Source organism: Acinetobacter sp. S40 (assembly GCF_016624705.1).
GTDB lineage: Bacteria > Pseudomonadota > Gammaproteobacteria > Pseudomonadales > Moraxellaceae > Acinetobacter.
On the sequence record NZ_JACVTU010000002.1, the window covers coordinates 117,415 to 138,220 of the forward strand.

Sequence of the window (20,806 nt, forward strand, 5' to 3'; positions counted from 1 at the left end):
CAATGTTACTAATCTAGTAACAAACAACCCTGTCGACTCTCACATCAAACAGGGTTTTGTATCATTCCCAGACTAAGGAAAATCAACATGCCCAATATAGCACAAATCAATGAAGCACAGTTATCAGTAGTTAATTTCAAATCAATCCCTGTATTAACTACAGAGCAGTTAGCAAATTTTTATGGTACCGAGCCTGTCCGTATTCGTCAGAATCAGCATGAGAACAAGCAGCGTTTTATTGAAGGTAAGCATTTCTTTAAAATTACAGGTCAGGAACTTAAAGATTTTGTGAGTAGTTTAAAACTACTCGCAAATTTTCCTGCAATTTCAAACAAAGTTCGCTCTCTCATCCTCTGGACGAACGCGGTGCAGCTCGTCATGCCAAGATGCTTGACACCGATCAAGCATGGGAAGTATTCGAACAACTGGAAGATTGCTATTTCCATTGCCAAGAAATTTTAGCTAAAACCCACAAATCCGAACGCACCCCATTACATGAAGCCCACGCGCTATTGGTAGCCAAAACCAAGCATCTCAACTCAAGTGATGCATGGAAATTGATTCATCAGCGCTTTGGAGTAAATGACATCGCATATATCCCTTACGATCAAATACCTGTAGCAGTTGAGTATGTTCATCATCTGATCGCTTTATATAGCAATGCAGATAAACAAAATCGAAACGAATATTGGACAAATCCTGATGTTCAAGCGCTGATGTACTATGCACCAAAGTTTGGCAAGTTTGTTAGAGATGATCTTTACCCGGCCTTAAGCTATCTAAGGAGTGAGTTTGCTGCACAAGTTATGGGAATTGCTCAAGAGATGGCAACATCAGCCAATGCTTTGAACCGGTTTGCTTGGGGTTCCGGTCTGACACATTATGACAAGCTTGGAGGTCAACCATTACACACAATGGAATGGTATCTTTCCAAATAAAAAAAAGCCCTTCGGGGCTTTCCTTTATTTCAGTTAACCCACTTTGGCAGGCACTTATATCTCCTTAGATGCTTTTTCTCATATAAAGTAGAAACATCTAAGTACCCCCATATTGCAATTGCTAATGGAACAATAGCTTGCCCCCAAATAACCACTTGAACATTCTGTTGTAACGTTTCTTGAAAGACATAAGCCCCCATAATATTAAACTCATATAAGTAGACTATTAATGGTTGGTACAAAACAATTCCCATCAAAACCAAGAAAATAAAAAAAATACTTCGCCATTTCAGAACTGGAAATTCACTGTAAGCATATCCTATTCGAACTAGTCGGCCCTCCATCCATTCAAGCATATTCACCTCTTTTCTGTTTTAAATTCCAACTTTATCAAGAAATCAATATAACATTTAACCGCTCAGAAGTATTACGACAGCGCTTGTCGTTTCAATATCTCAGTCAACACCAACAATTCAATTAATACGTACCTTATAAGGGTAATTTTCTTCGCCCTTATTCTCATTCACATACAACCAAATCCAGCCGCTTTGCTTGGCACCATAAAGTTTAAGTTGGTAATTATGTTCATTCTTTAATGGTTTGTTTTGAAATATCACTCTTTCTTTTCTTATTCTGTACTCAGTTACTTTTCCAAATTCGGATTTGATTAGCGGATCATTCATTAGAATTGGTTCAATTCTTTTGGTGTTTTCTTCTGAATAAGAACACTTATTTGACACAAACATTATGATGCAGACAATTATTAGAGCTGGAATAAAATAGGTTGACGAAGAATCTATTCGCAAAATAAACCCCCATTAAGTTGACTTAATGAGGTTAGCTTAAAATTGAAATAAAGGATAGGTTAGCCTATCTTTTGTCTGATTGAATAAATTTAATGCCATTTTAATAGATTATATGGTGGTGACAATGATGCTACATAGCGTATTTAATCACTACTTCCCCCTCCATCACTACCACCGCCATCTGATCCGCCCGAAGAATCACTCCAAGAACCTGATGCACCACCGCCACCAAATGAGCCATTTCCATCATGATTGTTTGAATGGTGATGTGTGGCATGACCCGAATGATGATCATCAAATGAATTAGATTGATGCGAACTATTGTTGTGATTGCTACCCGAAGTCTGAATCTTACTGACTTTTATAATAATGAAGATTGTAGCTAGGATAATAACTGCAAAAATCGTGAATATGATCAGAATATTAACAAGCATCTTTTGGCCCTGTTATTTTCTCAAGTTAACTTAGGATAGTATATTTACTATTGCAAACATATCTTCAAAACTGTATATTGATACTACACACTACACGGATAGAGATGAGCAATTGATTAAGAGCTTCAAGCATAAAGGGCTGCAATCTTTCTTTGAAGATGGCTCAACCGCTGGTATCCAATCTGATCACTCTAATAAATTACGTTTACTTTTAGCCTCATTGAATGCTGCCACCTCAGTTTATGACTTGAGGACACCACCAAGTTGGCGCTTACATGAATTAAAAGGCAACCTTCAAGGCCAATGGTCTTTGACTGTAAACGGTAATTGGCGTGTAACGTTTAAATTTGAAGATGGCGATGCATACATCGTGGATTATCAAGACTATCACTAACTTATCTTTAAGCGCAGGAGTGCTTTAGTATGAAAGTTATGTTTAATACGCCACACCCTGGTGAAATTCTTCAAGAATACCTTGAAGGAATCTCGGTTACTAACGCAGCACAAGCATTGAGCGTCACTCGTACAAACTTGTCTCGCATCCTCAATGGCCATACTGGTATATCGGCCGATATGGCGCTTCGTCTTTCTGAAGCCCTAAGCACCTCACCAGAATTCTGGTTAAACTTGCAAGTGCAGTATGATCTTTGGATTGCTAGTCAAACTAAAAGACCCACCATTCAGCATTTAACACCAGCAATGGCATAATGAATAAAGGAGCATATTAAATGCTCCTTTTATATCTACACCTTATTTGCATTTTTTATGCGCCTCATCCAAGAACAAGTTATCCAGCGTAAAGATACAGTCATTAAAGATGAATCGTTCAACCGGTAAGTCGTACTGCACCACGTAAGAATTGATCGCAGCTATATCTATCGCCAATGGAACACCCTGCTCGTATCGTCTAGAACGAGCAATGATGTTGTAGGCTGAAAGAATTGCGCTTGCGGTATATGAATAGTCAGGAGACTCAGGCAATTTTACACCGAGCGCTTCTCTTTGCCTTTTTTCGTGGTCCGTGAGGCCCGCGAACTTATTGGCGTAGTTGTAGAGGGTTGTGACTTTCCCAGTAACACATTAGCAGCCTTTAATGATTCGGTTTGAATGCGTGTAGCCTCTTGAATCACAAAGTCAATCAATTGCGTCTTTTGAGCAGACTTGCAGAAGATCTTTTCTACATTCTCACGGGTGTACTCTAGTACAGAGGCATCACTTAACTCTATACCCTTCCAATCATTCACCAGAAAGACACCAACTGCGTATGCAAATTTATCATTTCGGTTTTCGATTCGGTCATTCGAGATTAAATTAAGATCAGCAGCTTCTTCTGCCGTCTCCTGGTTAAAGATTTCTAAAGCTCTTTGAAACTCTGGCTGCATAATCCCATTCACTTTAAATTTCCCACCACTAGGAAAATCAACCCATTCAAAAGGGAAAGTGATGTCTTTGTTCTTTTCAACAATATCAAAAGCCATGTATTTTCTCTCTATTAAGGCGCTAAAACACGAGTAATAATTGGCGAAACACGAATATGGTTGTAGTTGATGTCGACTGTGACAGTATCTTCACCGCCCGCATCAGGATGATTGGCTTCTGCCACTTCTAACTGAGGGAACTCAAAGGCATAACCATTGCCGTCTTTATCTTCAATTGAGAAGTTAATAGGCATCGTGTCACGCGACTTGATGTAGTCGATATATCCTGCAGATTGCGCCGAGAACATGTATTGAGTGTTCAGGGTAATATCTACAATCTTTTCAAGATAAGTCGTTGCTGTGAGCTTCTGAGAGCCAATACAACGGATCGCCTCCATGTTGTTGTTGATTGTGAGTTCAAGCGATTGCATACAAGCAGTACCAACTACCGTTTCACCATTTACAGTTAAGTCACCAACATTGAGAGCGGAAACTAAAATATCATCTGGCACTGCCACAGGATTCACGACAGGGTTAGTTGTTGTTCGTTCAAATAACGTACCCATTAGGCCAAAAGTGGCAGTGATTTTCCCTGTAGTAGCAATGGACATTGTCGCTTCGTTGATACGTACACCACGATAAATAAAGACCTGGTTAATATCGGAATAAACTTTGACAAAGGTGAATGTCTTACGAACATCGCCACCAAAGTTAAGGACATCACTGGCCCAGTTATTCATTGCAACTGCTGACCAGAAGTCGTCGAAGAGACCAACGGACAATTCAACTTCTAAGGAACCTGTGATTTCAGCTTCAGTTGCCATACCACCTTGGCGGAAGCGGGTATCAGTAACGCTATTAGAAGTTTCAGTGGTCACATTCTCAGTTAAACCATCATTTACACGTCGTACTGTTTTCCATACAGGCGTTGTTGGCAATACTTCAGGGGTTTGTTCCTCTGCATAATAGAGGCGGATTTTTGCACCACTCGACATGGCTTACTCCTTAATTTTGGCAATAAAAAACCTGCCTCTAAAGACAGGTTTGTTTAAAAGTTAAAATCGCTAATTGACGCGATAGCTTATTGAAATGTTGTATTGAATGAAATCACTGTCTTCACCTATATAGATACATTGCCCTTGCAAGCACTCCAAATGCTGATAAGAAAAATATTCAAAATGTGCAAGTAACTTATCACTTAATTCAGCAATCGCTTTTTCACCAGTATTAGGCCTAGCAAAACATTGAATCATGATATTCCCTGTACGGCGCGTTTGGGGCCGATCTGCAAGACCAGCGATAAAGCTTGGTCCACCAAGAATACTGAGTCTGCACCACAATCCAGAATCAGGCACCTTAAAATCAGGCGCATTAGGGTAATGGATCCGCTCCTGTGCGATGCCATCAAAGCTTTGCATCCGATCAATAATGGCCTGCCGAGCCTGTTCAAGAGTCATAGCCATATTAACCACCGTATTTTTGGATAATGTATGTGAATGTTGTTCCGTAAATACCCTGTGGCGCCTGACCAGACCATCCATTTTCCAATCGCAAGCCATAAGGAAGCGAATTGGAGATAAATACAGTCTGATATGGCTTAAGAGCGATTAGAGTTTGTAGGCCCTTGGAGATCGTGCCCGAACCCCCTTTATCCTTTTCGCTCGTAATTGCGGAACTATCTATCGATCCAATCGAAACACGATGATTACCACGGAATGCCCCTGTATCAACTGGACTTGCCATCACCACACCCTGGAGCGTATCACCAACGATCTTTTTCTGGGTTTGAGTCAGGTCTTTTTCAATGACTTTGATAAATTCAGTTGGTTTGTTTTCCCATGACATCCTTCACCTCACTTGCCCCATACATCTCAAAAAGATCTTGGGCGATTGCTTGAATTGAATAGGCTTCAAATTCACTACTCGGCTCACGTTCACCCATCAATCCTCTAATTCGCTGCCAGACGTGCACCGCTTCATGTAAAAGCAGCCCATAAACTTCAATAACATCTCGTTCTGAAGTATCGCCCAATTGAACAACCGCATAGGCCCCTCGTTGATAATAATCAACTTGAGCAGCTGCACCTTCGATTGAGAGGAACTGATCCGCCTCTTGCATGTCATCAAATAGCAGATCCATGTGAATCTGATTACGGGCAAGTGTGTATTGAACATGCTGAAATGGTGATGTATGCCACTCTGGCACATAGTCATTACTGATCATCACACCTTCCTCAACTGGCATTTCCAAATCGCTCCCGCCGGGTCTTGTTGAATATTCATAACCCGGTACAGCCCCTGTCCTGTTGTCCATGAATCATCAATCTTGGGCACCATGGTTACTTCATTCTGTAATACAGTGGCCTTTTTATCGGTAGCCAGCACTCCCAATGTCTGGACTTCATATTGATTGTAAGAGCCGAATAATACACCCCGCCCCGTATAAACTTCTTTCGACTCAATATAAGTTTCTGTTTTTGGATCCCAGTTTGATTTGGTAATTCGTTCACAAATGAATGAGTGGACGGCGTCGGCCAGATCCTCATTGAATGCCTCGGCAATCTCTGCCTGAATCTCATCACGTATACCCATATTCAAATCCTTTTTAGAAACTGAACAGAAGTGCGTTTGGCGTATGGTTTGATCAAATCAAGAATAAGTTCCTCAACCGCACTAAGTTTTACTGATCCATCCTGATATTCCTTTTCAGTCTCAACGGTATCGGCCTTAACCTTCTTGCGCTTTAATGCTTGTTCTTGCCCCTGGTAGATCTCACCCTCAATAATTCCCTTAATGATCTGGTAAGAGGCTATTTTAAGTGGCTGAGGAACTTTGGTAACATCATCATAAGGTTTAACATTGCGTGCTATTAAATACGCCTCTGACATTTGAAGGTATTGAGCCTTATCACTGATCGATAAAGCACTAAAGCCCTCCACATTGTCAGATGCTTCTTGTTCAGTGATAAAGCTCATGGGTTATTCGCCTTCTTGTTTTGGTTTGGTGGCACGTTTTGGTTTTTCTGCAGTTTCAGTTTGATCACTGGGTTTATCAGTCTGTTCATCGAGATTACCCTTAGCAGATTCCAGTTCGGTAATACGCTTTTGCATCGCTTCTACATCGTTCTGAAAAGCAATGAACTCGCCTTTGGTTGTAGCTAGCTCATCCTCAGCTTTTGCCAATTTTTCTGCAATTGCATCAAACTGTTCTACTGGAACGAGTGAGTTGTCTGTAATATCCTGATTAGCAGATCCACTCAGATGCGAATAAGCATCACGAATCGCTTGTGCATTAGGGAAGTCATCATCAACATCCACGCTAGTCGCACTATCAATGACATTGATAAACTCAGTCCGGTAGCAAACATCTTGAGCACGCTTTTCAGGAATATTATTTGTATAAATAACTTTCACATTCTTCTCCAAAAATAAAGGCGACCGAAGTCGCCCAGCTTGTTAAGGTGTGCCAGAAATAACAGCAGCGAACGGAACTTGTTTACGATCAAACACGCGCTCCCAATTTTCCGCTGTTGCATATTGAGCTGCTGTTGGTGATGTATTAGGGCTGGTATTGCCCTTCCAAGAAAATCCTGCAGGATGAAGAATATAGGTCTTGCGCTCCCACAGCACTTCTGCGCCCCCACCATTACCGCCAGAAGGCTTACGCTCAAGCTCAGATGGAACTGCTGGCGTACCCTCACCATAACCAAATGCCCCTTCACCAAAGAAAAGTGATAGGTACTGGTTGGCTCCATATTTCAAGCCATCATCCATGAAGATTGGTTTGCCCAAATAGGTTTGAAGGATGATATTGCCCTGACTATCACGGATGTATTCAATCAAGTCCTGCTTAACCATTTGCTTCATTACTACCGAATGGACGCCCATTGCAGTGAATTGTCCAGCAGCGTCACCGGCCGTAAAAGCTGCATCTTGAAAAGCACCAGCTGAAATCGTTGCGCCTGCATCAACAACCATATCGCTTGCATCATTGGCAATATTTGAAGCAATGACGCCACGCGCAGCACCTAATAAATAGCGTTGCCATTGACGCTCCCAATATTTGCCAAAGCGATTGCGAATATGCTGCATTGGCTCACTATTGGCTAATTCTGCCGTTAAGTCAGCAACACCATAACCTTTGTTCAAGTAAAGTGTTCGGGCTGTCATAGATCCCTGTGAAGCCTTTCCAACTTCGCCAAGGTCGTCTGGATCATCATTAGAAATATTTGGTGCCTCATCGGCATTCAAATCTTGCCAATAAGAGACTGTCGCAGTGCCTTGTCCATTATTGGCAACCGCATTAAGTGCATCGTTTTTCACAACAATGCCAGATTGATATACAGCAGTCAGTTCAGGAGAATTGACTGGGTTTAATGTCTGGTAATAATCGCCGACAAAAATGTCTGTTAAACGAGTTGAGGCCATGATTATGTTTCCTTAGATTTTAATAACTGTTGAAATGCGTTTGGATTTTCTCGAGCTAAAGATGCTCGCTCTGCTTCTGTGTAGTCAGACCATTTTTTCATTGATTTCCCCGAACCAGGTGACCCCATTCCATCAGCCTTAGGCCAGAAGTAAGGTTTATTTTCACGTAGGCTTTCAATCCACTCTTTAGGCTGAACGGGGGTTGCTCCATCCTTACCGATTACAATCTCACCATTAGAGTCGATAGCCACAGCCTTGCCGTTTTCATCTAATGAGAATTGAGATTGAGCTAGGAATGCGATATCAGCACTCGCTTCATTCAAAGCACCCGCTTCGACTGCTGCCTGAATAATTTGCCCCTGAATCACAGATTGGCGGAATTTGTTTGCATAATCTTCCGCCTTATCAGCTCGGTCTTTTTCGGACTTCACTTGTTTCTCATGCTCTTGACGCATCTTTTCAGTACGCTTTTGAATCACTTCTTCAATTTTGCCCTCGGCAATGAGTTTAGATTCTTCATCCTGAGATGATTTTTCGAGCAATACCTTAATCGCATCCAAGTCCAATCCGTCGACCTTTGACTTAAGTGAACCTAGTTCATCTTTAAGTTGTTTTTTATCATTGATCAGCTCAGCATTTTTGTCTTTAAGACCTTTGACAGCCTCATCAACGGCGCTCTGAATCGCTGCTTTTACTTCAGGGTTTTCTAAATCAATTTTATTGTCTTCTGACATTTCAATCTCCTAGAGATACCGCCTAGCGGATTTGATGGTGTGCGCCTTTGGCTATGCTTCAGGCAATAAAAAACCGCCTAATAAGGCGGCCTTGTTGTATTCAAAATTAACTGCAGATTTTAGTGGTTGATAAGAATTTATCTTGATCTGCGATCTTGCTGATTGGTACCCATTTGAATTTAAAATCTTCTCTACGAACGATATTCTTTACAACTCGACCATTCGAATTCACTACAGCATCAGCGATGAGTGCGACATTTTTATTGGAACAATTTACTTTCAGCTTCACATATCTCCTGCCCAGCCATGTTAATCGTCCATTTTTTTTAATTACACCAGTAAACATAATAGATACTACTGGTAAACCATCACCATAAACCTCTCTTTTGATGTTATTGATATACATTGCATCGTTAGTAGTCTTTGAAAAGAATATCCAATTGTTTGACTTATTCGCACTTAAGTTTAACCCTGTAGATTCATAACTTGCAGTTGAATTTGTATAGCCTGAGTTTTTATAATTGCTCGTGCTTGATGATACTAAAGGTTTACTATAACTTTTGCTTTCTGTTGAGTAGTTTTTAGCATAAGCATAGCTTCCATTGGTCTGATAGTTAGGATGGGTTTTGGTTCCCGGGTTTCCTGTATAAGGGTTTACATTACCCAAAGTGCTCCAATTATTGTTAAAATTACCATCAGGATTTGATCTCATATGTGGTTTAACATACGTTCCGTTACTCCGATAATAACCTCGCACAGAAACATCTGATAAAGACATCCCAGAAACAAATATTAGACATAAGAATAGGGTTAAATGCTTATACATCAGATTACACACTAGATACATTATTTAACATTATATCATTTAGTAGACCCAAGTCATTGAAAGTCTAACAACTTAAGTTCAGCTAATGTAAAAGACTGTCCCGACAATGGATCAACAAACTTATCTATTGAATATTGACCATTCTTGAACAATTCATACCGTTTAGGACCTAACCAGTTCCTTTGAAAAGTTGCTGACTGCTCTCCAAACCATTTAGCAAATTTAACATTGCTGTCAATCGTAGTAATTTCGCCTGAATCACCGACTTTACTATTCGATGGGCGCTTACCAATGGTTTTACCCTCTTTATTTGTCACTGGAATAATAATAGAGCGGCAATTAGGATGTAATGGCGGTACCGGATGAGGCTCATCTGCTTTATAAACCATACCATCAAGGCTTGCGCACTGTTTGCTTGTTCTGCTATCCAATGTCGCCACAAACTTTACATAATCAACATCAAGGGCCTTATATGTATCAAGCATCGCTTGATTAGAAACATGACTTCGTGCAGTCCTCACAACCGTAGAAATACTCGATCTGGATTGTTCAAGTATTCCATCTTGATAGTTAAGAGCTTTCTTGCCTTTAATACGTCCTACTATCTGCTGATTTGTTTGATTTTGAGATAACCCATCACGAATGACTTGCTCAACTCGAAGCTTTGCATCATCAGCGATCTTATCGAATAAATAATCAAGCAATACACCACCCGACATGGGTTGTTTCTTGATTGTGCTGTAAAGCGTCTTGGTGTTTGGCGTCTTGATCTTCTTAGCCAATGTTTTAGCCTGAAACACCGCCTCATGTACCGCCAAAGCGGTTGCTGAAGCAGTAAATGCCTCAGGCAACGTCGTAAGAATTGAAGACTGCCATGCCTGAATGCTTGATCGAATTTCTTTAAGCATTGGTGTAGTGTATTGCCCTGCCATCAGTGCTGCTTTTTCAGCATCAGATAAATCATCCAGCAAATCACGTAACCGACTCAACATTTCATTCGATAGAACATTGAACTGCCCCACTAGGCTTGCAATCTCACTAGATGACAGTCGATACAAATACGCCTGATGTTGAACCAAATTATCAAACAGTTCCTGTTGTGTCATTTCGTTCATTATTTGCACCACTCATATTGTATGCTGGCATAGGCTGATTCACTTGTTCAGACTCCACCAATTCCATTTCTTCTTCATACGTGCGCTCTGGTAGTTTTCCTGTCGCCATATACTCCCAGTAAGTTTGGGTAGAATTTTTTCCAGAAATCGCACCATCATAAAGTTGCTTAAGAATTGTAGGATCGACACTATCGCTCGAAAATTCAGGTTTAACCGAAAACGTGTAGCTATCTGGATTAAGCTTTAGCCATAAAGCAGCATATTTGATCGCCTGCTCTATGGCCTCAGCAGCACACATCACGATACTGTATAGACTCGCATGCTGATCATCTTGTCTTGCTCGTCTTGCCTCACCTGATTCTTGAGCATTGTTATCAATTACTTTTGATCCAGCCTCTAATGCAGAGCTCTTTTGCGCATCCATCTCAAGTTTGGTTTTTTCAATCCCATTCCCCTCAATTTCAAGATACCCACATTGAGACTCTCGGGGCAATAACCATGCAGCCATTACACCAGTCACACTAATATCAGTAGTATCATCAAGACCAGATATCCAAGGTTGAGGATGCGCTGTGTGATGGAGCGACTGAAAATAATCTGCGGAAAGTTGGTAATACTTCAATGCGGCTTTAGCCATGGTTAAAAGAGGAACTGTTCCGACATTCGGGGAGTTATCTATCGTTCCACAAAATATAAATGGCGTGAATTCAAGGTGTTTACCGCCCAAACTAGGCGTCTTATCCTCTGTTGAATTGCCCGTATAAAGCTCAACAGATAAGTGACCATCATCCAACGAAAGCACTCGTTGAACTGTTTTGGTATTGTGCCCAAACTTATCTTCACTGTTGTCGTGCTGCTCTTCCAAAACAACTAAACTTAAGTCTTTACGACCACCCACATTAGTTTCTTTCCAATTAATAATTGAAAGTGCATCGTATAGGGCAAGATAAGGTTTACCTTGACCATCCACATCAACAAGTAGGCCACAACGTCCATTTGTCAGAAGTTCCAAAACCATACGGATGAACAACTGCTTAAGATCAAACCCATCATTTGTCGCATTCTCAAGCAAGCACTTCATTAGATTGCTTTCGATTTTGATTTCAGGATTTAGCTTTGACACTAAACCAATCATGGTTCGTAAAGCATCCTGAACCCATAATGGATATTGTGCCCGTGTAATATAACCTTTGTAAATTTGACCAGTGGAATCACCCTGTTTTTCGGCTTCAATCATTCCTGCTGTTTTTGGCAGATACTTAGTTGTCGCTTGTTTAATTTCCTCCTCACCAGCAACAGCATCCTGCATGATTTGCCAGCGTGGTTTTGCCGCAATGTACTGCGGATGTTGATCGGTAACTGCCATATAAAATACCTATTAACGTGTATTGATTAAGACATGCCTCGAATTCTTTTTACCTGAACAATCCGTTTAATTATTGGGAATCTTTTTGCCAAAGGATAACCACCAGCATCACCGACGTGATCAAGCCCAGATTTCTTATCTGGCATTCCGAAATCATCATAAATTTGTTGTTCAAGTGTTTCAGTGAATCGTGGGCATTTATTGGTATTTACCTTGAGAGTTCTCTCACCATCACCGTTCAATATCAAAGCATTAACGGCGTTGATACGATCTTTAATGGCTGGATTAGTCCCATCCACCTCAATACGAAAACCTTTAGCTCTTAAAATGGCGTGGTCTGACTCACTGGCCGCTTTTGATGAGGTCGCCTGTCCAGCTGCATCAGGTATCACCGTCATGTCGTGCAGAGGAAATCTCTCATTGAGCAATGTGGCCATGGTCGGTGTATCTCGCACCCCTACCATCTCATCAAGTGCCAATGGTTTCCCCTCACGAATCACATAGACCACCGCAGCCATTTTCAAAACGTTAAAGTCCATCCCAATAATCAAAGGTTCATTAGGTTGAATTTCTTCATCGGTGTGATTTAGCTTTCGATCAAAGTCTGGATAAACGGCGCCACTGGTTAAATTGACAAACTGCCCTTTTAAATAAGCTGAAATCAATTGCGGTGGATAAGACTCAAATAGCGATGAAATATAGTCATCGGGTAGATTGGCTTCATTGTCATATGTGGATGCCTGAATCATTCCATAGAGTGCACGCTTAACAGGTGTTAAATTTGCTTCTTTAACAAACTGTTGATGCGTGAACTTAAATCCCTCTGGTGTTGTCGCAACGTCAATTCCATTGAGTAAACCCGCTTGCTTGAAGCGCATACGAGCAATAATCTTCCGCCAAGCCTGCTGCGCTTTCAGCGTAGGCATTACGTCTAGCTCATCAATCAAAGCATGACCGATTTTAAAACCTACGATTGTCTGAGGCTTTTCCATGGACCGACAAATTACTGTGCTTCGATATTGCCGACCATAGTAAATATCCACTTCCTTGTTGGACTCATAGATTTTCGTCTTAAGCCCCCAGTCGTAAGCCACCTCGTCAATGGTCGGGAAAAAGATATCTCGAATCTGTGGGTATGTCGGTGCAAAGTAGCCTAATGGTACCTTGGGGAATTCCCATGACTTATCACACAGACTTGAACAGCCTACCCACGTCTTTCCTGATCCAAACCCAGCAACGAAAGCACGAAATTTATTTTTTAGTTGTAGAAATTCAGCCTGAGGTACATTCAGTGTTGGATTGATGTTGGGCATCTTTTTTACTCGCATCTACAACTTGAATGGTGACTTTCACTGGTGTTGGATCATCTGAACCTTCACCATCGCCATTCTTGATCTTGTCAATTTCGAGCTGCTTAAGTTGCTCATCTAATAACTGGATTTCATAACCATGCATTTCATCTTTGATCTGCTTGATGATTCCTTGCTTTTTGACCCTATTCTTACCCCAGTCTTCATACATTTTCTGAAGCTCTTTTAATCGAACAGATTTGTTAGCCAGAGGTATGTCATAAACATTGGCTTTAAATTCCTTCCTAGTCTTCTCAAAAAGTAGCTTTAATTTTTTACTCAGATTCTTTCCAGTTGACTTGGTTGGATCATAAAGCGCGACCTGCTGACGCTCAATTTCGATATTAAACTCTTGCTTTACCGCGTCAGCGACTTGTTGAGGTGTTTCAAAGCAAGCAAGAGACTGAACTATAAAGATTTTTACAGGCTCTTTAAGTGCTGCCATAAACTCACCTTCGTAAAGCTACGTAAAGCAAGATAGGCAAAAAAAAGAGCCTTAAGGCTCAATTAATAATGCAAGTCCCACAGCACGCAGCTATATTTTTCTCTGATACAAACGGCGCTTGTTTGGCGACTTCGACCAAACGCTTAACACTATCACTTGCGCCCCAACGTTTGATTACACCGACAAATTCTTCAACGTCATGGCTAGCTAAATAGTGCTTTGGTAGGCCAGTCATGTCGCTATAGAGCGGCTCACCATCTTCGTCACGCTCAACACCGATGTGATAGAGTTCATGTTCGATGAGAGCACAAAACTCTCGATCACTCGCTCGTTCACAAAAGCTGGCATCAATTGTAATAAGATAAACAGGTACAAAGCCGAACCAATCACGCATCTGTTGTTCTTGTCGTGCTTTCTTCCATCCCCCCTGATTAAACATCACTTTTTCACATTGACCCAATACCATTCGCTTTTTAGCTACGGCGGCAGATGATGCCCAAGCAAATGCCAAAAAAGTTTCGTCGTCATGAAGCAGTTCAGCGATATGGTCATGGTCTGGGTTGTGCAGCTCACCACCTAAAGTTAAGAAATTGGCAATCACCCACTCTTTTAGATCCGGTGCAGCGATTATACGAATTGCTTCCTCTTCTTCAGCTTGATCGATAAAGTCAGTCTTCGGGAATGGTCTGATCTGGTCCATTTTCTAATCTCGCTAATTCGCTCTTAATCCAATGAATCACATAACCTGATTCGATATTACACGGATCAAAACGAATATGTTGATACCCAAGTTCTTCAGCTAAATCATATTTACTATATGCATTCGCTATCTTTTTGCCACAGCGACCCACCGCCCAAGAGCTACCCGCGATTTCAATGAGAAGATTCAATTTCACAATATAGAAATCAAACCGCCAATTTTTTGTTGATTCAAATTTAAATCTACGGCGATAACCAATGAGATTTTCTTCTAGTTCTTGGAATAGGGTTTCTTCAGCTTCGAGATAATTTTGCTTAGCTTTAGGGAGTGGTTTTGTTCTTGGTTTGGGTTTTAACGGCAATTTTTTGGTTTTGGATTTATATATGTCTATTTCCATAAATAGTTGCTCTGCAAATAAGCAATAACACTTGTAATCTGATCATGTGACTTTATTGTGAACAACTGGTTAAATTCCATGCTCACCTCAATACTTCTAATACTTAACTTAATATTTCCTAATTATTTTTTAAGCGATGTAATTGTACAATGATAAAAAAACGATCAGGACTTTAAAATGATGATTCAAATACCTTATGTTTTGTTGGCAATCATTGCCCTATTACTACTTCTCTATTACATCCAAAATAGCAAATAATGTCACATTTGTAGGTTTGTTATCGAAAAATACATACAAAACTTTCTAGATAATTGTTTACCAAACGTTAAGAAACCTATTTAATAGGAATTAATTAGAAAAACTAATTCTATCCCTTATTGAGACAACTCCATGAGCATTACCACGATATTGATAGTGCTAACAATACTAGGTTTAATTTTTCTGTACATCTTATGGAATCATCGTTAATTAAGTTTTCATAAAAAAACCCATACTGTTTTAGCAATATGGGCTATCAAGGCTGATTACAGAAATTAAGTTCTAATTCCTGCATGATCACTTTACGTGAAAATTAAAGTAATTTAGTAAATTGTTGTAAATAAGTTCACCTAAATCCTTTTATCATGTGTCTTTGGCGTCTCATCAGCCCTAGGACTTTTTTGCGTGCAATAATTTCGTCTAAGGAGAATGGCAAATTTAAAGCTAAGCTTTCATTGGGCATGTCACTGTTTTCGATTAAAAAAATATCTTGTTCAGTGGTCCAAGGTGAAACAACCACTATAGGCCGCATTGGGAATCTTTTCATTGGGCTAATTTATTTAAATTTGTTAAATAGATACCATTTTTTCACAAATAAAGTAAGCCATGTCTGACAATAAAAAAACCGCCCGAAGAAGGCTTAATTTAAATTCTTTACTTTTCAAAGTGTCTTTACACTACTTTATATTGAATATTTACTTGCTCAAATTCCATCTCATTTTCATCCTAATCTGTCAAATTAACGATAGGCTTTGGTTTAGACTCCTTGCTGATAATGCAAGGGTTACACACTAAAATTAAAATAAAATTCAGCATAAACTCCAACAAATAAAAATTATTAATTAAATCAATAATTTATATGTATTTTAATATTCAATATTGTCAACACCTTCAACCTCTTGGATAAGCTTTAAAATAAAATCAAACTCTTTCGGAGTCATCCGATGAAATTTTATTTGAACTTCATCTTTTTCAAAATTTTCGTTTGATTGCTGAACAATAAATTGTTTAACTCGATTACTTTTTAAGCCTAAGACATCATGTAAGGATTGAAATGTCAAAACGCCTTTATCTGCCACGATTTTAACTAACCTTTGATGCTTTACAGCAATAAATCTATGTTCTAAAGGTTTAACACCAGCCAATATCAGCAATATAATTACTGTGGCTCCTACTGCTGGGATATACATCCCGCCACCGACCGCTAAACCTATACCAGCAACCGACCACAGACTAGCCGCAGTTGTTAAACCATGCACAGTTTCTCCCCTAAGTAAGATAGATCCAGCCCCTAAAAATCCAATACCAGATACTACTTGTGCTGCAACCCTAGAGGGATCTAAAACTACACCTTCACGGCCCAAAAGATCAGAAAAGCCGTAAGATGAAACAAGCATAATTAAAGCGGATCCAACACATACCAACATATGTGTTCTTAATCCAGCGGCCCAATTTAATCTTTCCCTTTCAAACCCAATAAAACTCCCAAGAACTGCCGCAAGTAGTAGCCGAGCAACCAACTCCAAATTAGTAGTCATTTTTAATTCCTAGTAATGTTTTATTAACTTTACTACTTGGACCTTAAGATTGATAAGCGAAATAGTAATAATCTTATGTGTATTTTATTCATTAGGCTTAAAACACTTTTATATTTACACAAATGCAAAAAGCCCATCGAATGATGAGCTTTTAAATACTTAGTGAATTACTATAACTTCGCCCACTATAACAGAAGTGTGCCATATTACGTCTAGACAATCAATACGAAGTGTATCCTAATAATCTTAAGGTTGATTTAATATATTTTTTCAAACCTTCAGCACCTCCCGGGAATTTTTCTAAAATATTTATGATATTTTCACTTCTCATGTCAACATATAAATAAAAAACTGTGTAAGAACCAACATCTATTGAACCCGAAACATACCCTAAAGTTTCAAGTATTTCCTTCATTTTATCCTTTTGAGAGCCGTCGAGCTTGTCCAGCCTAATTGGAATTTTTACTTTCTCAATCAATGGTTTTCCCTCAAACTAAATTTTCAATCTTTTATCATGTCCAGATATATAAAATCTAGCACAACTTACCATAATTGCAGCCTGAGCTTTAGACTGGTTTGTTTCTTGGGCAACTTTTCCAAGTCCTTTATTTTCAACCTTATTTTTAATTAAGCACATCAAAGCAAATTTAGTAGTGAAATCGGTCTTATCAGAATTTAACAAACTACGCAGCAATGCTTGCACCTGATTCGCTTCATAATCCGTAATTTCACATCGAATATAAGATTTACCGCTTGGCATTGGCTTTCCTGCTTCACGCATCAACCAGTAGATTTGATTAATGTGTAATCCGTCAGGCAAATCACCACCTTGCATGCGCACAGTTTCACACCAAGCGCCGAACTGCTCTAACCATCCATCTATTGTGTATTTTGTCCAATTCATAACTGGTGTTACCGCTGCATTCATCACAAACCACCTCTCACCAAATCTTCAATCTGCTTAATCGCCAAACCACTTTTCACTTGCTGTGTACTAAACCGTAAAACCTTAAAACCCAAAACCGCTGCCGCATTGTATTTTTCCATATCTCCCAAATAACCTTTCGCCCTTGTATGCCGTCCCCCACTCCAAATACCACCTTCCACTTCAATCAAAATATTCGTCCCGGTTATCAAAAAATCTGCCCGCCAATTTCGCTCTGGATGAAACTTGTATTCTTGTTCAAACCCTATCTTTAAAACCTTTAGATGCCTCGCCAGTGTTACTTCACCTTCGCTTTGTAACCGCTGACCTTTAACTGAACGGCGCTTATTACCCTTCTTAATTGGAAATTTAGTGCGGTATTCAGCGAGGCTTATTGATGTCACTTAGACTCACCTCGTTTGATCAAAGTAAAGCAGCCATAATTTCCAACAAACTTTTGCCCACTGTCATCAACTGCAGCCACCACAAGATTTTTAATGTGTGTCACTGTCAGTGTGCTTGTTGGTTGCTTCCAGTGTTTAACGTCATGCTGGACTTTATCGCCAACTGAAAAAAGATTCTTCATACTTCCACCTTAAATATTTTCTTAGCCTTGTCTGACGGCATATATCCCCTTGGTGATGAATAATCAGTAAGCAACCAATCTGCCTTGACCAAGTCGCTTAAATAGCGTTGTGCTGATCTCAGCGTCAAACCCATCTCTTGAATCAAATCACTTGAAGAAATTCGTCTTTTGTTTTCGATAGCAAAACTAATGATTTGCAAGTATGTATCGAAGCGGTCAATATGGGATTTATTTCTCATTTTGTCCCCTTGCTCTTCAATCACATCAACATCACTCAAAAAGCACATAAACGGTTGGCCATCATCTAAGCGTCCAAATACACGACCATCTTCGACACGATCAACAACACCGGAACCTGTAAAGCGTTTGCCTGAATAGATCGTTTTTGATTCGCTTATGAAATCAACTTTGACTTTTGAACCCACTTTTAAATTTTTCATGCAACACCCCTCAATGAGCCATTAAATCCAACTTGTGTGAGATACGATTCCCATTTTTTTGCTTGTGAAGGATCAGAAAGTTTTACGGCGATACGTGCAGCGAGTTGCTCATAACTCTCACCCGCCCGAGCAAAGAAACCTGCGAACTCGGGATGGTGCGCTAACTTGAGCGAAAACGCTGAAATCTGTTTTTCGGTAAGATGCGCTGCCGATGATGAATGTTGAGCCTGTCCAACATAATTTGCCCTTTGAACATGCTCTCGTGGTTGGTATTTGCCTTTGGCGTTGAGTAACCAATCAGCAAAGTGATAAACCATAAGATCATCACAAAGCTGTTTTGATTCGTTGAATCGCTCAAATGCATTTTTCTCTCGTTCAAACCAAGAGGATTGAAACAGATCCATTGGATTTAAATCAGGATTAGCTTGTGCAATTTCTTCACGAAGTTTTTTTAAGCAAAGCCAAGTATTTTTATTTTTAGATTCTTTAAAAGATTCTTTAAAAGATTCCGTGTCCCGTTGTTGGGACTCTTTAACGGAATTGTTGGGACTCTTTAACGGAATTGTTGGAACTGTTCCGTTGTTGGAACTGTTCCGTTGTTGGGACTCTTTGATATCTAAAAGAGTCCCATTATTGGTACTATTTAAATCCTCTTTTTCACTATCTAACAGTACCATTATTGGCACTGTTTCACGTCCATTTACACCGACTAGTTGATAGACTTTAACCTGCTTGGTACGTCCTCTACGCTCACCTGTATCGACAATTAAACCATCTTCAATTAGCTCATTAATAATTTTGAGAACTGTCTTGCGCTCCATCTCGGTATCTTCCACCAAACGTGCAATACTTGGATAAGCGCAGTGGTCTTCGCCTGCACGATCTGCAAGAGAAAGGAGAACCAATTTTTTAAGGGGTTTTAATGAACCACCTTTCTTTTGAACCTGGCGCTTTCTCCAAGCCCAGTTTGTGGCATCTAAGCTCATTAATTCACCCCACTAAATAAATCTTGATGTTGCGCTTTTGGGGAAATCCAAAGACATTCTTGACGTGTTACTCCGCCAAGACGTCCTGACGCCTGAACTGATTTAGTGAACTTTGTCCATGTGGATAATTTCTCGTTGTAAATGTCATGCTCATAACCTGTAATAATTACTGAACCTTCCACATTAACGAGTTGATCAAGGAGACGTTCATGGTCTCTATCTGTCATTTCATGACGATACGCCACAACATTTGCTGTTCTGGTGCTTCTTACATACGGTGGATCCACAAAAAACAATGTGTCATCGGCGTCATATAAACTGATAATTTTTGATGCATCTTGATTTTCAATTACACATTGTTTAAGGCGTTCTGCACATTTGGCTATGCGCTGCGGGTACCGATCCCATAAATTGATTTCGTAATTTTTCTGGCGTCCACCAGCCAATCTAAAACCTGTATGACCTTTCGTAGCACCCGCACTACCAAAACCCATTTGTACTCTTACAATCATCCGTCTTGCTTTTTCAACTGGACATTCTGTTTCTTCATATGCGAGATGAAATTCATCGCGTGAAAATGGTGTCAGATGAACTAATTGTTTGAGCTGCTCACATTGTTCAGGATCTCGAAGCACACGAAATAAATTAACTACATCGCTATCTATGTCGTTATAAACTTCAATATTACTTTGCGGCTTGCACAGTAAAACAGATCCACCACCGCCGAACGGCTCGACGTAGGTTTTATGGGCTGGAAACTTTGAGATAATCCAATCGGCAATACGAAACTTGCCACCGTGATAACGGATAATTGGGTGAGCTATAGATGTCATGCTGCACCATCCTCTTTATTCACCTGAATAAACTTACCCAAGTAACGGATTTTTCCTGCACGATATAAACTCGAGATAATTTCACTAGCGTGGGAGTGGTGCAAACTACGATGATCTTTTAGCAAAGCATCAATATATTCATCACGATTAACAGCAGCATTCTTGATATCGCGATTAATTTTTCTGAGGTTTTCCTCTTTTTTACGTAAAACATTAGCTAAAGTTCGCAATGCAGGCTCATATCAGGACTGAATGACCTGGATGTGTTTATGTTCTGGAAGTGTA

Annotated in this window: 29 protein-coding genes and 2 pseudogenes; 3 read left to right on the top strand and 28 right to left on the bottom strand. The window is 40.0% G+C overall.

Annotation, left to right across the window (positions count from 1 at the left end; translation table 11 throughout):
• Positions 1-87 precede the first annotated feature (87 nt).
• Positions 88-938 (top strand): annotated as a pseudogene (locus IAE19_RS03125) (ORF6N domain-containing protein).
• Between the two features lie 949 nt (positions 939-1,887).
• Here the strand turns inward: IAE19_RS03125 and IAE19_RS03130 are convergent.
• On the bottom strand, positions 1,888-2,178 hold the full coding sequence (locus IAE19_RS03130; RefSeq protein WP_200459484.1) for a hypothetical protein: 291 nt from the start codon (positions 2,176-2,178) through the stop codon (positions 1,888-1,890).
• A gap of 112 nt (positions 2,179-2,290) precedes the next feature.
• Between IAE19_RS03130 and IAE19_RS03135 the strand changes: the two genes are divergently transcribed.
• Both IAE19_RS03135 and IAE19_RS03140 read left to right on the top strand, forming a co-directional pair.
• The gene (locus tag IAE19_RS03135) at positions 2,291-2,572 is read left to right on the top strand and encodes a type II toxin-antitoxin system RelE/ParE family toxin (protein ID WP_200459485.1); all 282 of its coding nucleotides are present in this window, start codon (positions 2,291-2,293) and stop codon (positions 2,570-2,572) included.
• A 29-nt stretch (positions 2,573-2,601) separates the two neighbouring features.
• Positions 2,602-2,886, top strand: a complete 285-nt coding sequence (locus tag IAE19_RS03140; RefSeq protein WP_200459486.1) for a HigA family addiction module antitoxin — start codon at positions 2,602-2,604, stop codon at positions 2,884-2,886.
• A 275-nt stretch (positions 2,887-3,161) separates the two neighbouring features.
• Here the strand turns inward: IAE19_RS03140 and IAE19_RS03145 are convergent, their stop codons facing one another.
• The 27 genes and pseudogenes from IAE19_RS03145 to IAE19_RS03270 all read right to left on the bottom strand — a co-directional run bounded on the left by IAE19_RS03145 (position 3,162) and on the right by IAE19_RS03270 (position 20,751).
• On the bottom strand, positions 3,162-3,656 hold the full coding sequence (locus IAE19_RS03145) for a hypothetical protein (RefSeq protein WP_200459487.1): 495 nt from the start codon (positions 3,654-3,656) through the stop codon (positions 3,162-3,164).
• Between the two features lie 14 nt (positions 3,657-3,670).
• Positions 3,671-4,591, bottom strand: a complete 921-nt coding sequence (locus IAE19_RS03150; RefSeq protein ID WP_200459488.1) for a phage tail tube protein — start codon at positions 4,589-4,591, stop codon at positions 3,671-3,673.
• Between the two features lie 69 nt (positions 4,592-4,660).
• Positions 4,661-5,059, bottom strand: a complete 399-nt coding sequence (locus IAE19_RS03155; RefSeq protein WP_200459489.1) for a phage tail terminator-like protein — start codon at positions 5,057-5,059, stop codon at positions 4,661-4,663.
• 1 nt (position 5,060) lies between these two features.
• The gene (locus tag IAE19_RS03160) at positions 5,061-5,441 is read right to left on the bottom strand and encodes a hypothetical protein (protein WP_200459490.1); all 381 of its coding nucleotides are present in this window, start codon (positions 5,439-5,441) and stop codon (positions 5,061-5,063) included.
• Entirely contained in the window at positions 5,416-5,820 is a 405-nt protein-coding gene (locus tag IAE19_RS03165) for a hypothetical protein (RefSeq protein ID WP_200459843.1), read from the bottom strand. The genes IAE19_RS03160 and IAE19_RS03165 overlap by 26 nt, the downstream gene beginning before the upstream one ends.
• On the bottom strand, positions 5,820-6,188 hold the full coding sequence (locus tag IAE19_RS03170) for a glutamate 5-kinase (RefSeq protein ID WP_200459491.1): 369 nt from the start codon (positions 6,186-6,188) through the stop codon (positions 5,820-5,822). The genes IAE19_RS03165 and IAE19_RS03170 overlap by 1 nt, the downstream gene beginning before the upstream one ends.
• Positions 6,189-6,190: 2 nt before the next feature.
• The gene (locus IAE19_RS03175; protein ID WP_200459492.1) at positions 6,191-6,571 is read right to left on the bottom strand and encodes a hypothetical protein; all 381 of its coding nucleotides are present in this window, start codon (positions 6,569-6,571) and stop codon (positions 6,191-6,193) included.
• Between the two features lie 3 nt (positions 6,572-6,574).
• The gene (locus tag IAE19_RS03180) at positions 6,575-7,009 is read right to left on the bottom strand and encodes a hypothetical protein (protein WP_200459493.1); all 435 of its coding nucleotides are present in this window, start codon (positions 7,007-7,009) and stop codon (positions 6,575-6,577) included.
• Positions 7,010-7,051: 42 nt separating this feature from the next.
• A complete protein-coding gene (locus tag IAE19_RS03185; protein WP_200459494.1) occupies positions 7,052-8,023 on the bottom strand; it encodes a major capsid protein in 972 nt (323 codons plus the stop codon).
• A 2-nt stretch (positions 8,024-8,025) separates the two neighbouring features.
• Positions 8,026-8,757, bottom strand: coding sequence for a hypothetical protein (locus tag IAE19_RS03190; RefSeq protein ID WP_200459495.1), 732 nt, complete (start codon positions 8,755-8,757; stop codon positions 8,026-8,028).
• 106 nt (positions 8,758-8,863) lie between these two features.
• Positions 8,864-9,535, bottom strand: a complete 672-nt coding sequence (locus IAE19_RS03195) for a hypothetical protein (RefSeq protein ID WP_200459496.1) — start codon at positions 9,533-9,535, stop codon at positions 8,864-8,866.
• 101 nt (positions 9,536-9,636) lie between these two features.
• Positions 9,637-10,698 carry a minor capsid protein gene (locus tag IAE19_RS03200; protein ID WP_200459497.1) on the bottom strand — a complete coding sequence of 354 codons (1,062 nt, stop codon included), beginning with the start codon at positions 10,696-10,698 and terminating at the stop codon, positions 9,637-9,639.
• A complete protein-coding gene (locus tag IAE19_RS03205; protein ID WP_200459498.1) occupies positions 10,667-12,064 on the bottom strand; it encodes a DUF4055 domain-containing protein in 1,398 nt (465 codons plus the stop codon). The genes IAE19_RS03200 and IAE19_RS03205 overlap by 32 nt, the downstream gene beginning before the upstream one ends.
• A 26-nt stretch (positions 12,065-12,090) precedes the next feature.
• Positions 12,091-13,377: a terminase large subunit domain-containing protein gene (locus IAE19_RS03210; protein WP_200459499.1), complete on the bottom strand. Its 1,287-nt coding sequence runs from the start codon at positions 13,375-13,377 to the stop codon at positions 12,091-12,093.
• Positions 13,337-13,858 (bottom strand): DUF2280 domain-containing protein, encoded by a 522-nt coding sequence (locus IAE19_RS03215; RefSeq protein WP_200459500.1) that lies wholly within the window; start codon positions 13,856-13,858, stop codon positions 13,337-13,339. The genes IAE19_RS03210 and IAE19_RS03215 overlap by 41 nt, the downstream gene beginning before the upstream one ends.
• Before the next feature lie 58 nt (positions 13,859-13,916).
• Positions 13,917-14,558 (bottom strand): putative metallopeptidase, encoded by a 642-nt coding sequence (locus IAE19_RS03220; RefSeq protein WP_200459501.1) that lies wholly within the window; start codon positions 14,556-14,558, stop codon positions 13,917-13,919.
• Positions 14,527-14,955, bottom strand: coding sequence for a hypothetical protein (locus IAE19_RS03225; RefSeq protein ID WP_200459502.1), 429 nt, complete (start codon positions 14,953-14,955; stop codon positions 14,527-14,529). Before IAE19_RS03225 ends, IAE19_RS03220 begins: the two co-directional genes overlap by 32 nt.
• 604 nt (positions 14,956-15,559) lie before the next feature.
• Complete coding sequence (locus tag IAE19_RS16555; RefSeq protein WP_227610752.1) at positions 15,560-15,760, bottom strand: hypothetical protein; 201 nt, start codon at positions 15,758-15,760, stop codon at positions 15,560-15,562.
• 319 nt (positions 15,761-16,079) lie between these two features.
• Positions 16,080-16,751, bottom strand: coding sequence for an MgtC/SapB family protein (locus tag IAE19_RS03230; protein ID WP_200459503.1), 672 nt, complete (start codon positions 16,749-16,751; stop codon positions 16,080-16,082).
• Between the two features lie 220 nt (positions 16,752-16,971).
• Positions 16,972-17,229 carry a hypothetical protein gene (locus IAE19_RS03235; RefSeq protein WP_200459504.1) on the bottom strand — a complete coding sequence of 86 codons (258 nt, stop codon included), beginning with the start codon at positions 17,227-17,229 and terminating at the stop codon, positions 16,972-16,974.
• Positions 17,230-17,244: 15 nt separating this feature from the next.
• On the bottom strand, positions 17,245-17,679 hold the full coding sequence (locus tag IAE19_RS03240) for a hypothetical protein (RefSeq protein ID WP_200459505.1): 435 nt from the start codon (positions 17,677-17,679) through the stop codon (positions 17,245-17,247).
• Positions 17,679-18,080, bottom strand: coding sequence for a DUF559 domain-containing protein (locus IAE19_RS03245; protein WP_200459506.1), 402 nt, complete (start codon positions 18,078-18,080; stop codon positions 17,679-17,681). The genes IAE19_RS03240 and IAE19_RS03245 overlap by 1 nt, the downstream gene beginning before the upstream one ends.
• Positions 18,077-18,262 (bottom strand): hypothetical protein, encoded by a 186-nt coding sequence (locus IAE19_RS03250; protein WP_200459507.1) that lies wholly within the window; start codon positions 18,260-18,262, stop codon positions 18,077-18,079. The genes IAE19_RS03245 and IAE19_RS03250 overlap by 4 nt, the downstream gene beginning before the upstream one ends.
• Positions 18,259-18,702: a hypothetical protein gene (locus IAE19_RS16560; protein ID WP_227612183.1), complete on the bottom strand. Its 444-nt coding sequence runs from the start codon at positions 18,700-18,702 to the stop codon at positions 18,259-18,261. Before IAE19_RS16560 ends, IAE19_RS03250 begins: the two co-directional genes overlap by 4 nt.
• Positions 18,699-19,688 (bottom strand): annotated as a pseudogene (locus IAE19_RS03260) (helix-turn-helix domain-containing protein). The gene IAE19_RS16560 and the pseudogene IAE19_RS03260 overlap by 4 nt, the downstream one beginning before the upstream one ends.
• On the bottom strand, positions 19,688-20,521 hold the full coding sequence (locus IAE19_RS03265; RefSeq protein ID WP_200459508.1) for a DNA adenine methylase: 834 nt from the start codon (positions 20,519-20,521) through the stop codon (positions 19,688-19,690). The pseudogene IAE19_RS03260 and the gene IAE19_RS03265 overlap by 1 nt, the downstream one beginning before the upstream one ends.
• Positions 20,518-20,751 (bottom strand): hypothetical protein, encoded by a 234-nt coding sequence (locus tag IAE19_RS03270; RefSeq protein ID WP_227612184.1) that lies wholly within the window; start codon positions 20,749-20,751, stop codon positions 20,518-20,520. Before IAE19_RS03270 ends, IAE19_RS03265 begins: the two co-directional genes overlap by 4 nt.
• Positions 20,752-20,806 lie beyond the last annotated feature (55 nt).

Excerpts from the sequence above, each read along its gene's own strand:
- IAE19_RS03175 (WP_200459492.1), bottom strand. The coding sequence starts at position 6,571 with ATGAGCTTTATCACTGAACAAGAAGCATCTGACAATGTGGAGGGCTTT.
- IAE19_RS03205 (WP_200459498.1), bottom strand. The coding sequence starts at position 12,064 with ATGGCAGTTACCGATCAACATCCGCAGTACATTGCGGCAAAACCACGC.
- IAE19_RS16555 (WP_227610752.1), bottom strand. The coding sequence starts at position 15,760 with ATGAAAAGATTCCCAATGCGGCCTATAGTGGTTGTTTCACCTTGGACC.
- IAE19_RS03140 (WP_200459486.1), top strand. The coding sequence starts at position 2,602 with ATGAAAGTTATGTTTAATACGCCACACCCTGGTGAAATTCTTCAAGAA.
- IAE19_RS03145 (WP_200459487.1), bottom strand. The coding sequence starts at position 3,656 with ATGGCTTTTGATATTGTTGAAAAGAACAAAGACATCACTTTCCCTTTT.
- IAE19_RS03185 (WP_200459494.1), bottom strand. The coding sequence starts at position 8,023 with ATGGCCTCAACTCGTTTAACAGACATTTTTGTCGGCGATTATTACCAG.
- IAE19_RS03215 (WP_200459500.1), bottom strand. The coding sequence starts at position 13,858 with ATGGCAGCACTTAAAGAGCCTGTAAAAATCTTTATAGTTCAGTCTCTT.
- IAE19_RS03200 (WP_200459497.1), bottom strand. The coding sequence starts at position 10,698 with ATGAACGAAATGACACAACAGGAACTGTTTGATAATTTGGTTCAACAT.
- IAE19_RS03265 (WP_200459508.1), bottom strand. The coding sequence starts at position 20,521 with ATGACATCTATAGCTCACCCAATTATCCGTTATCACGGTGGCAAGTTT.
- IAE19_RS03240 (WP_200459505.1), bottom strand. The coding sequence starts at position 17,679 with ATGAATGCAGCGGTAACACCAGTTATGAATTGGACAAAATACACAATA.
- IAE19_RS03160 (WP_200459490.1), bottom strand. The coding sequence starts at position 5,441 with ATGTCATGGGAAAACAAACCAACTGAATTTATCAAAGTCATTGAAAAA.
- IAE19_RS03210 (WP_200459499.1), bottom strand. The coding sequence starts at position 13,377 with ATGCCCAACATCAATCCAACACTGAATGTACCTCAGGCTGAATTTCTA.
- IAE19_RS03165 (WP_200459843.1), bottom strand. The coding sequence starts at position 5,820 with ATGATCAGTAATGACTATGTGCCAGAGTGGCATACATCACCATTTCAG.
- IAE19_RS16560 (WP_227612183.1), bottom strand. The coding sequence starts at position 18,702 with ATGAAAAATTTAAAAGTGGGTTCAAAAGTCAAAGTTGATTTCATAAGC.
- IAE19_RS03250 (WP_200459507.1), bottom strand. The coding sequence starts at position 18,262 with ATGAAGAATCTTTTTTCAGTTGGCGATAAAGTCCAGCATGACGTTAAA.
- IAE19_RS03130 (WP_200459484.1), bottom strand. The coding sequence starts at position 2,178 with ATGCTTGTTAATATTCTGATCATATTCACGATTTTTGCAGTTATTATC.
- IAE19_RS03230 (WP_200459503.1), bottom strand. The coding sequence starts at position 16,751 with ATGACTACTAATTTGGAGTTGGTTGCTCGGCTACTACTTGCGGCAGTT.
- IAE19_RS03195 (WP_200459496.1), bottom strand. The coding sequence starts at position 9,535 with ATGTCTTTATCAGATGTTTCTGTGCGAGGTTATTATCGGAGTAACGGA.
- IAE19_RS03190 (WP_200459495.1), bottom strand. The coding sequence starts at position 8,757 with ATGTCAGAAGACAATAAAATTGATTTAGAAAACCCTGAAGTAAAAGCA.
- IAE19_RS03220 (WP_200459501.1), bottom strand. The coding sequence starts at position 14,558 with ATGGACCAGATCAGACCATTCCCGAAGACTGACTTTATCGATCAAGCT.
- IAE19_RS03225 (WP_200459502.1), bottom strand. The coding sequence starts at position 14,955 with ATGGAAATAGACATATATAAATCCAAAACCAAAAAATTGCCGTTAAAA.
- IAE19_RS03170 (WP_200459491.1), bottom strand. The coding sequence starts at position 6,188 with ATGGGTATACGTGATGAGATTCAGGCAGAGATTGCCGAGGCATTCAAT.
- IAE19_RS03150 (WP_200459488.1), bottom strand. The coding sequence starts at position 4,591 with ATGTCGAGTGGTGCAAAAATCCGCCTCTATTATGCAGAGGAACAAACC.
- IAE19_RS03155 (WP_200459489.1), bottom strand. The coding sequence starts at position 5,059 with ATGGCTATGACTCTTGAACAGGCTCGGCAGGCCATTATTGATCGGATG.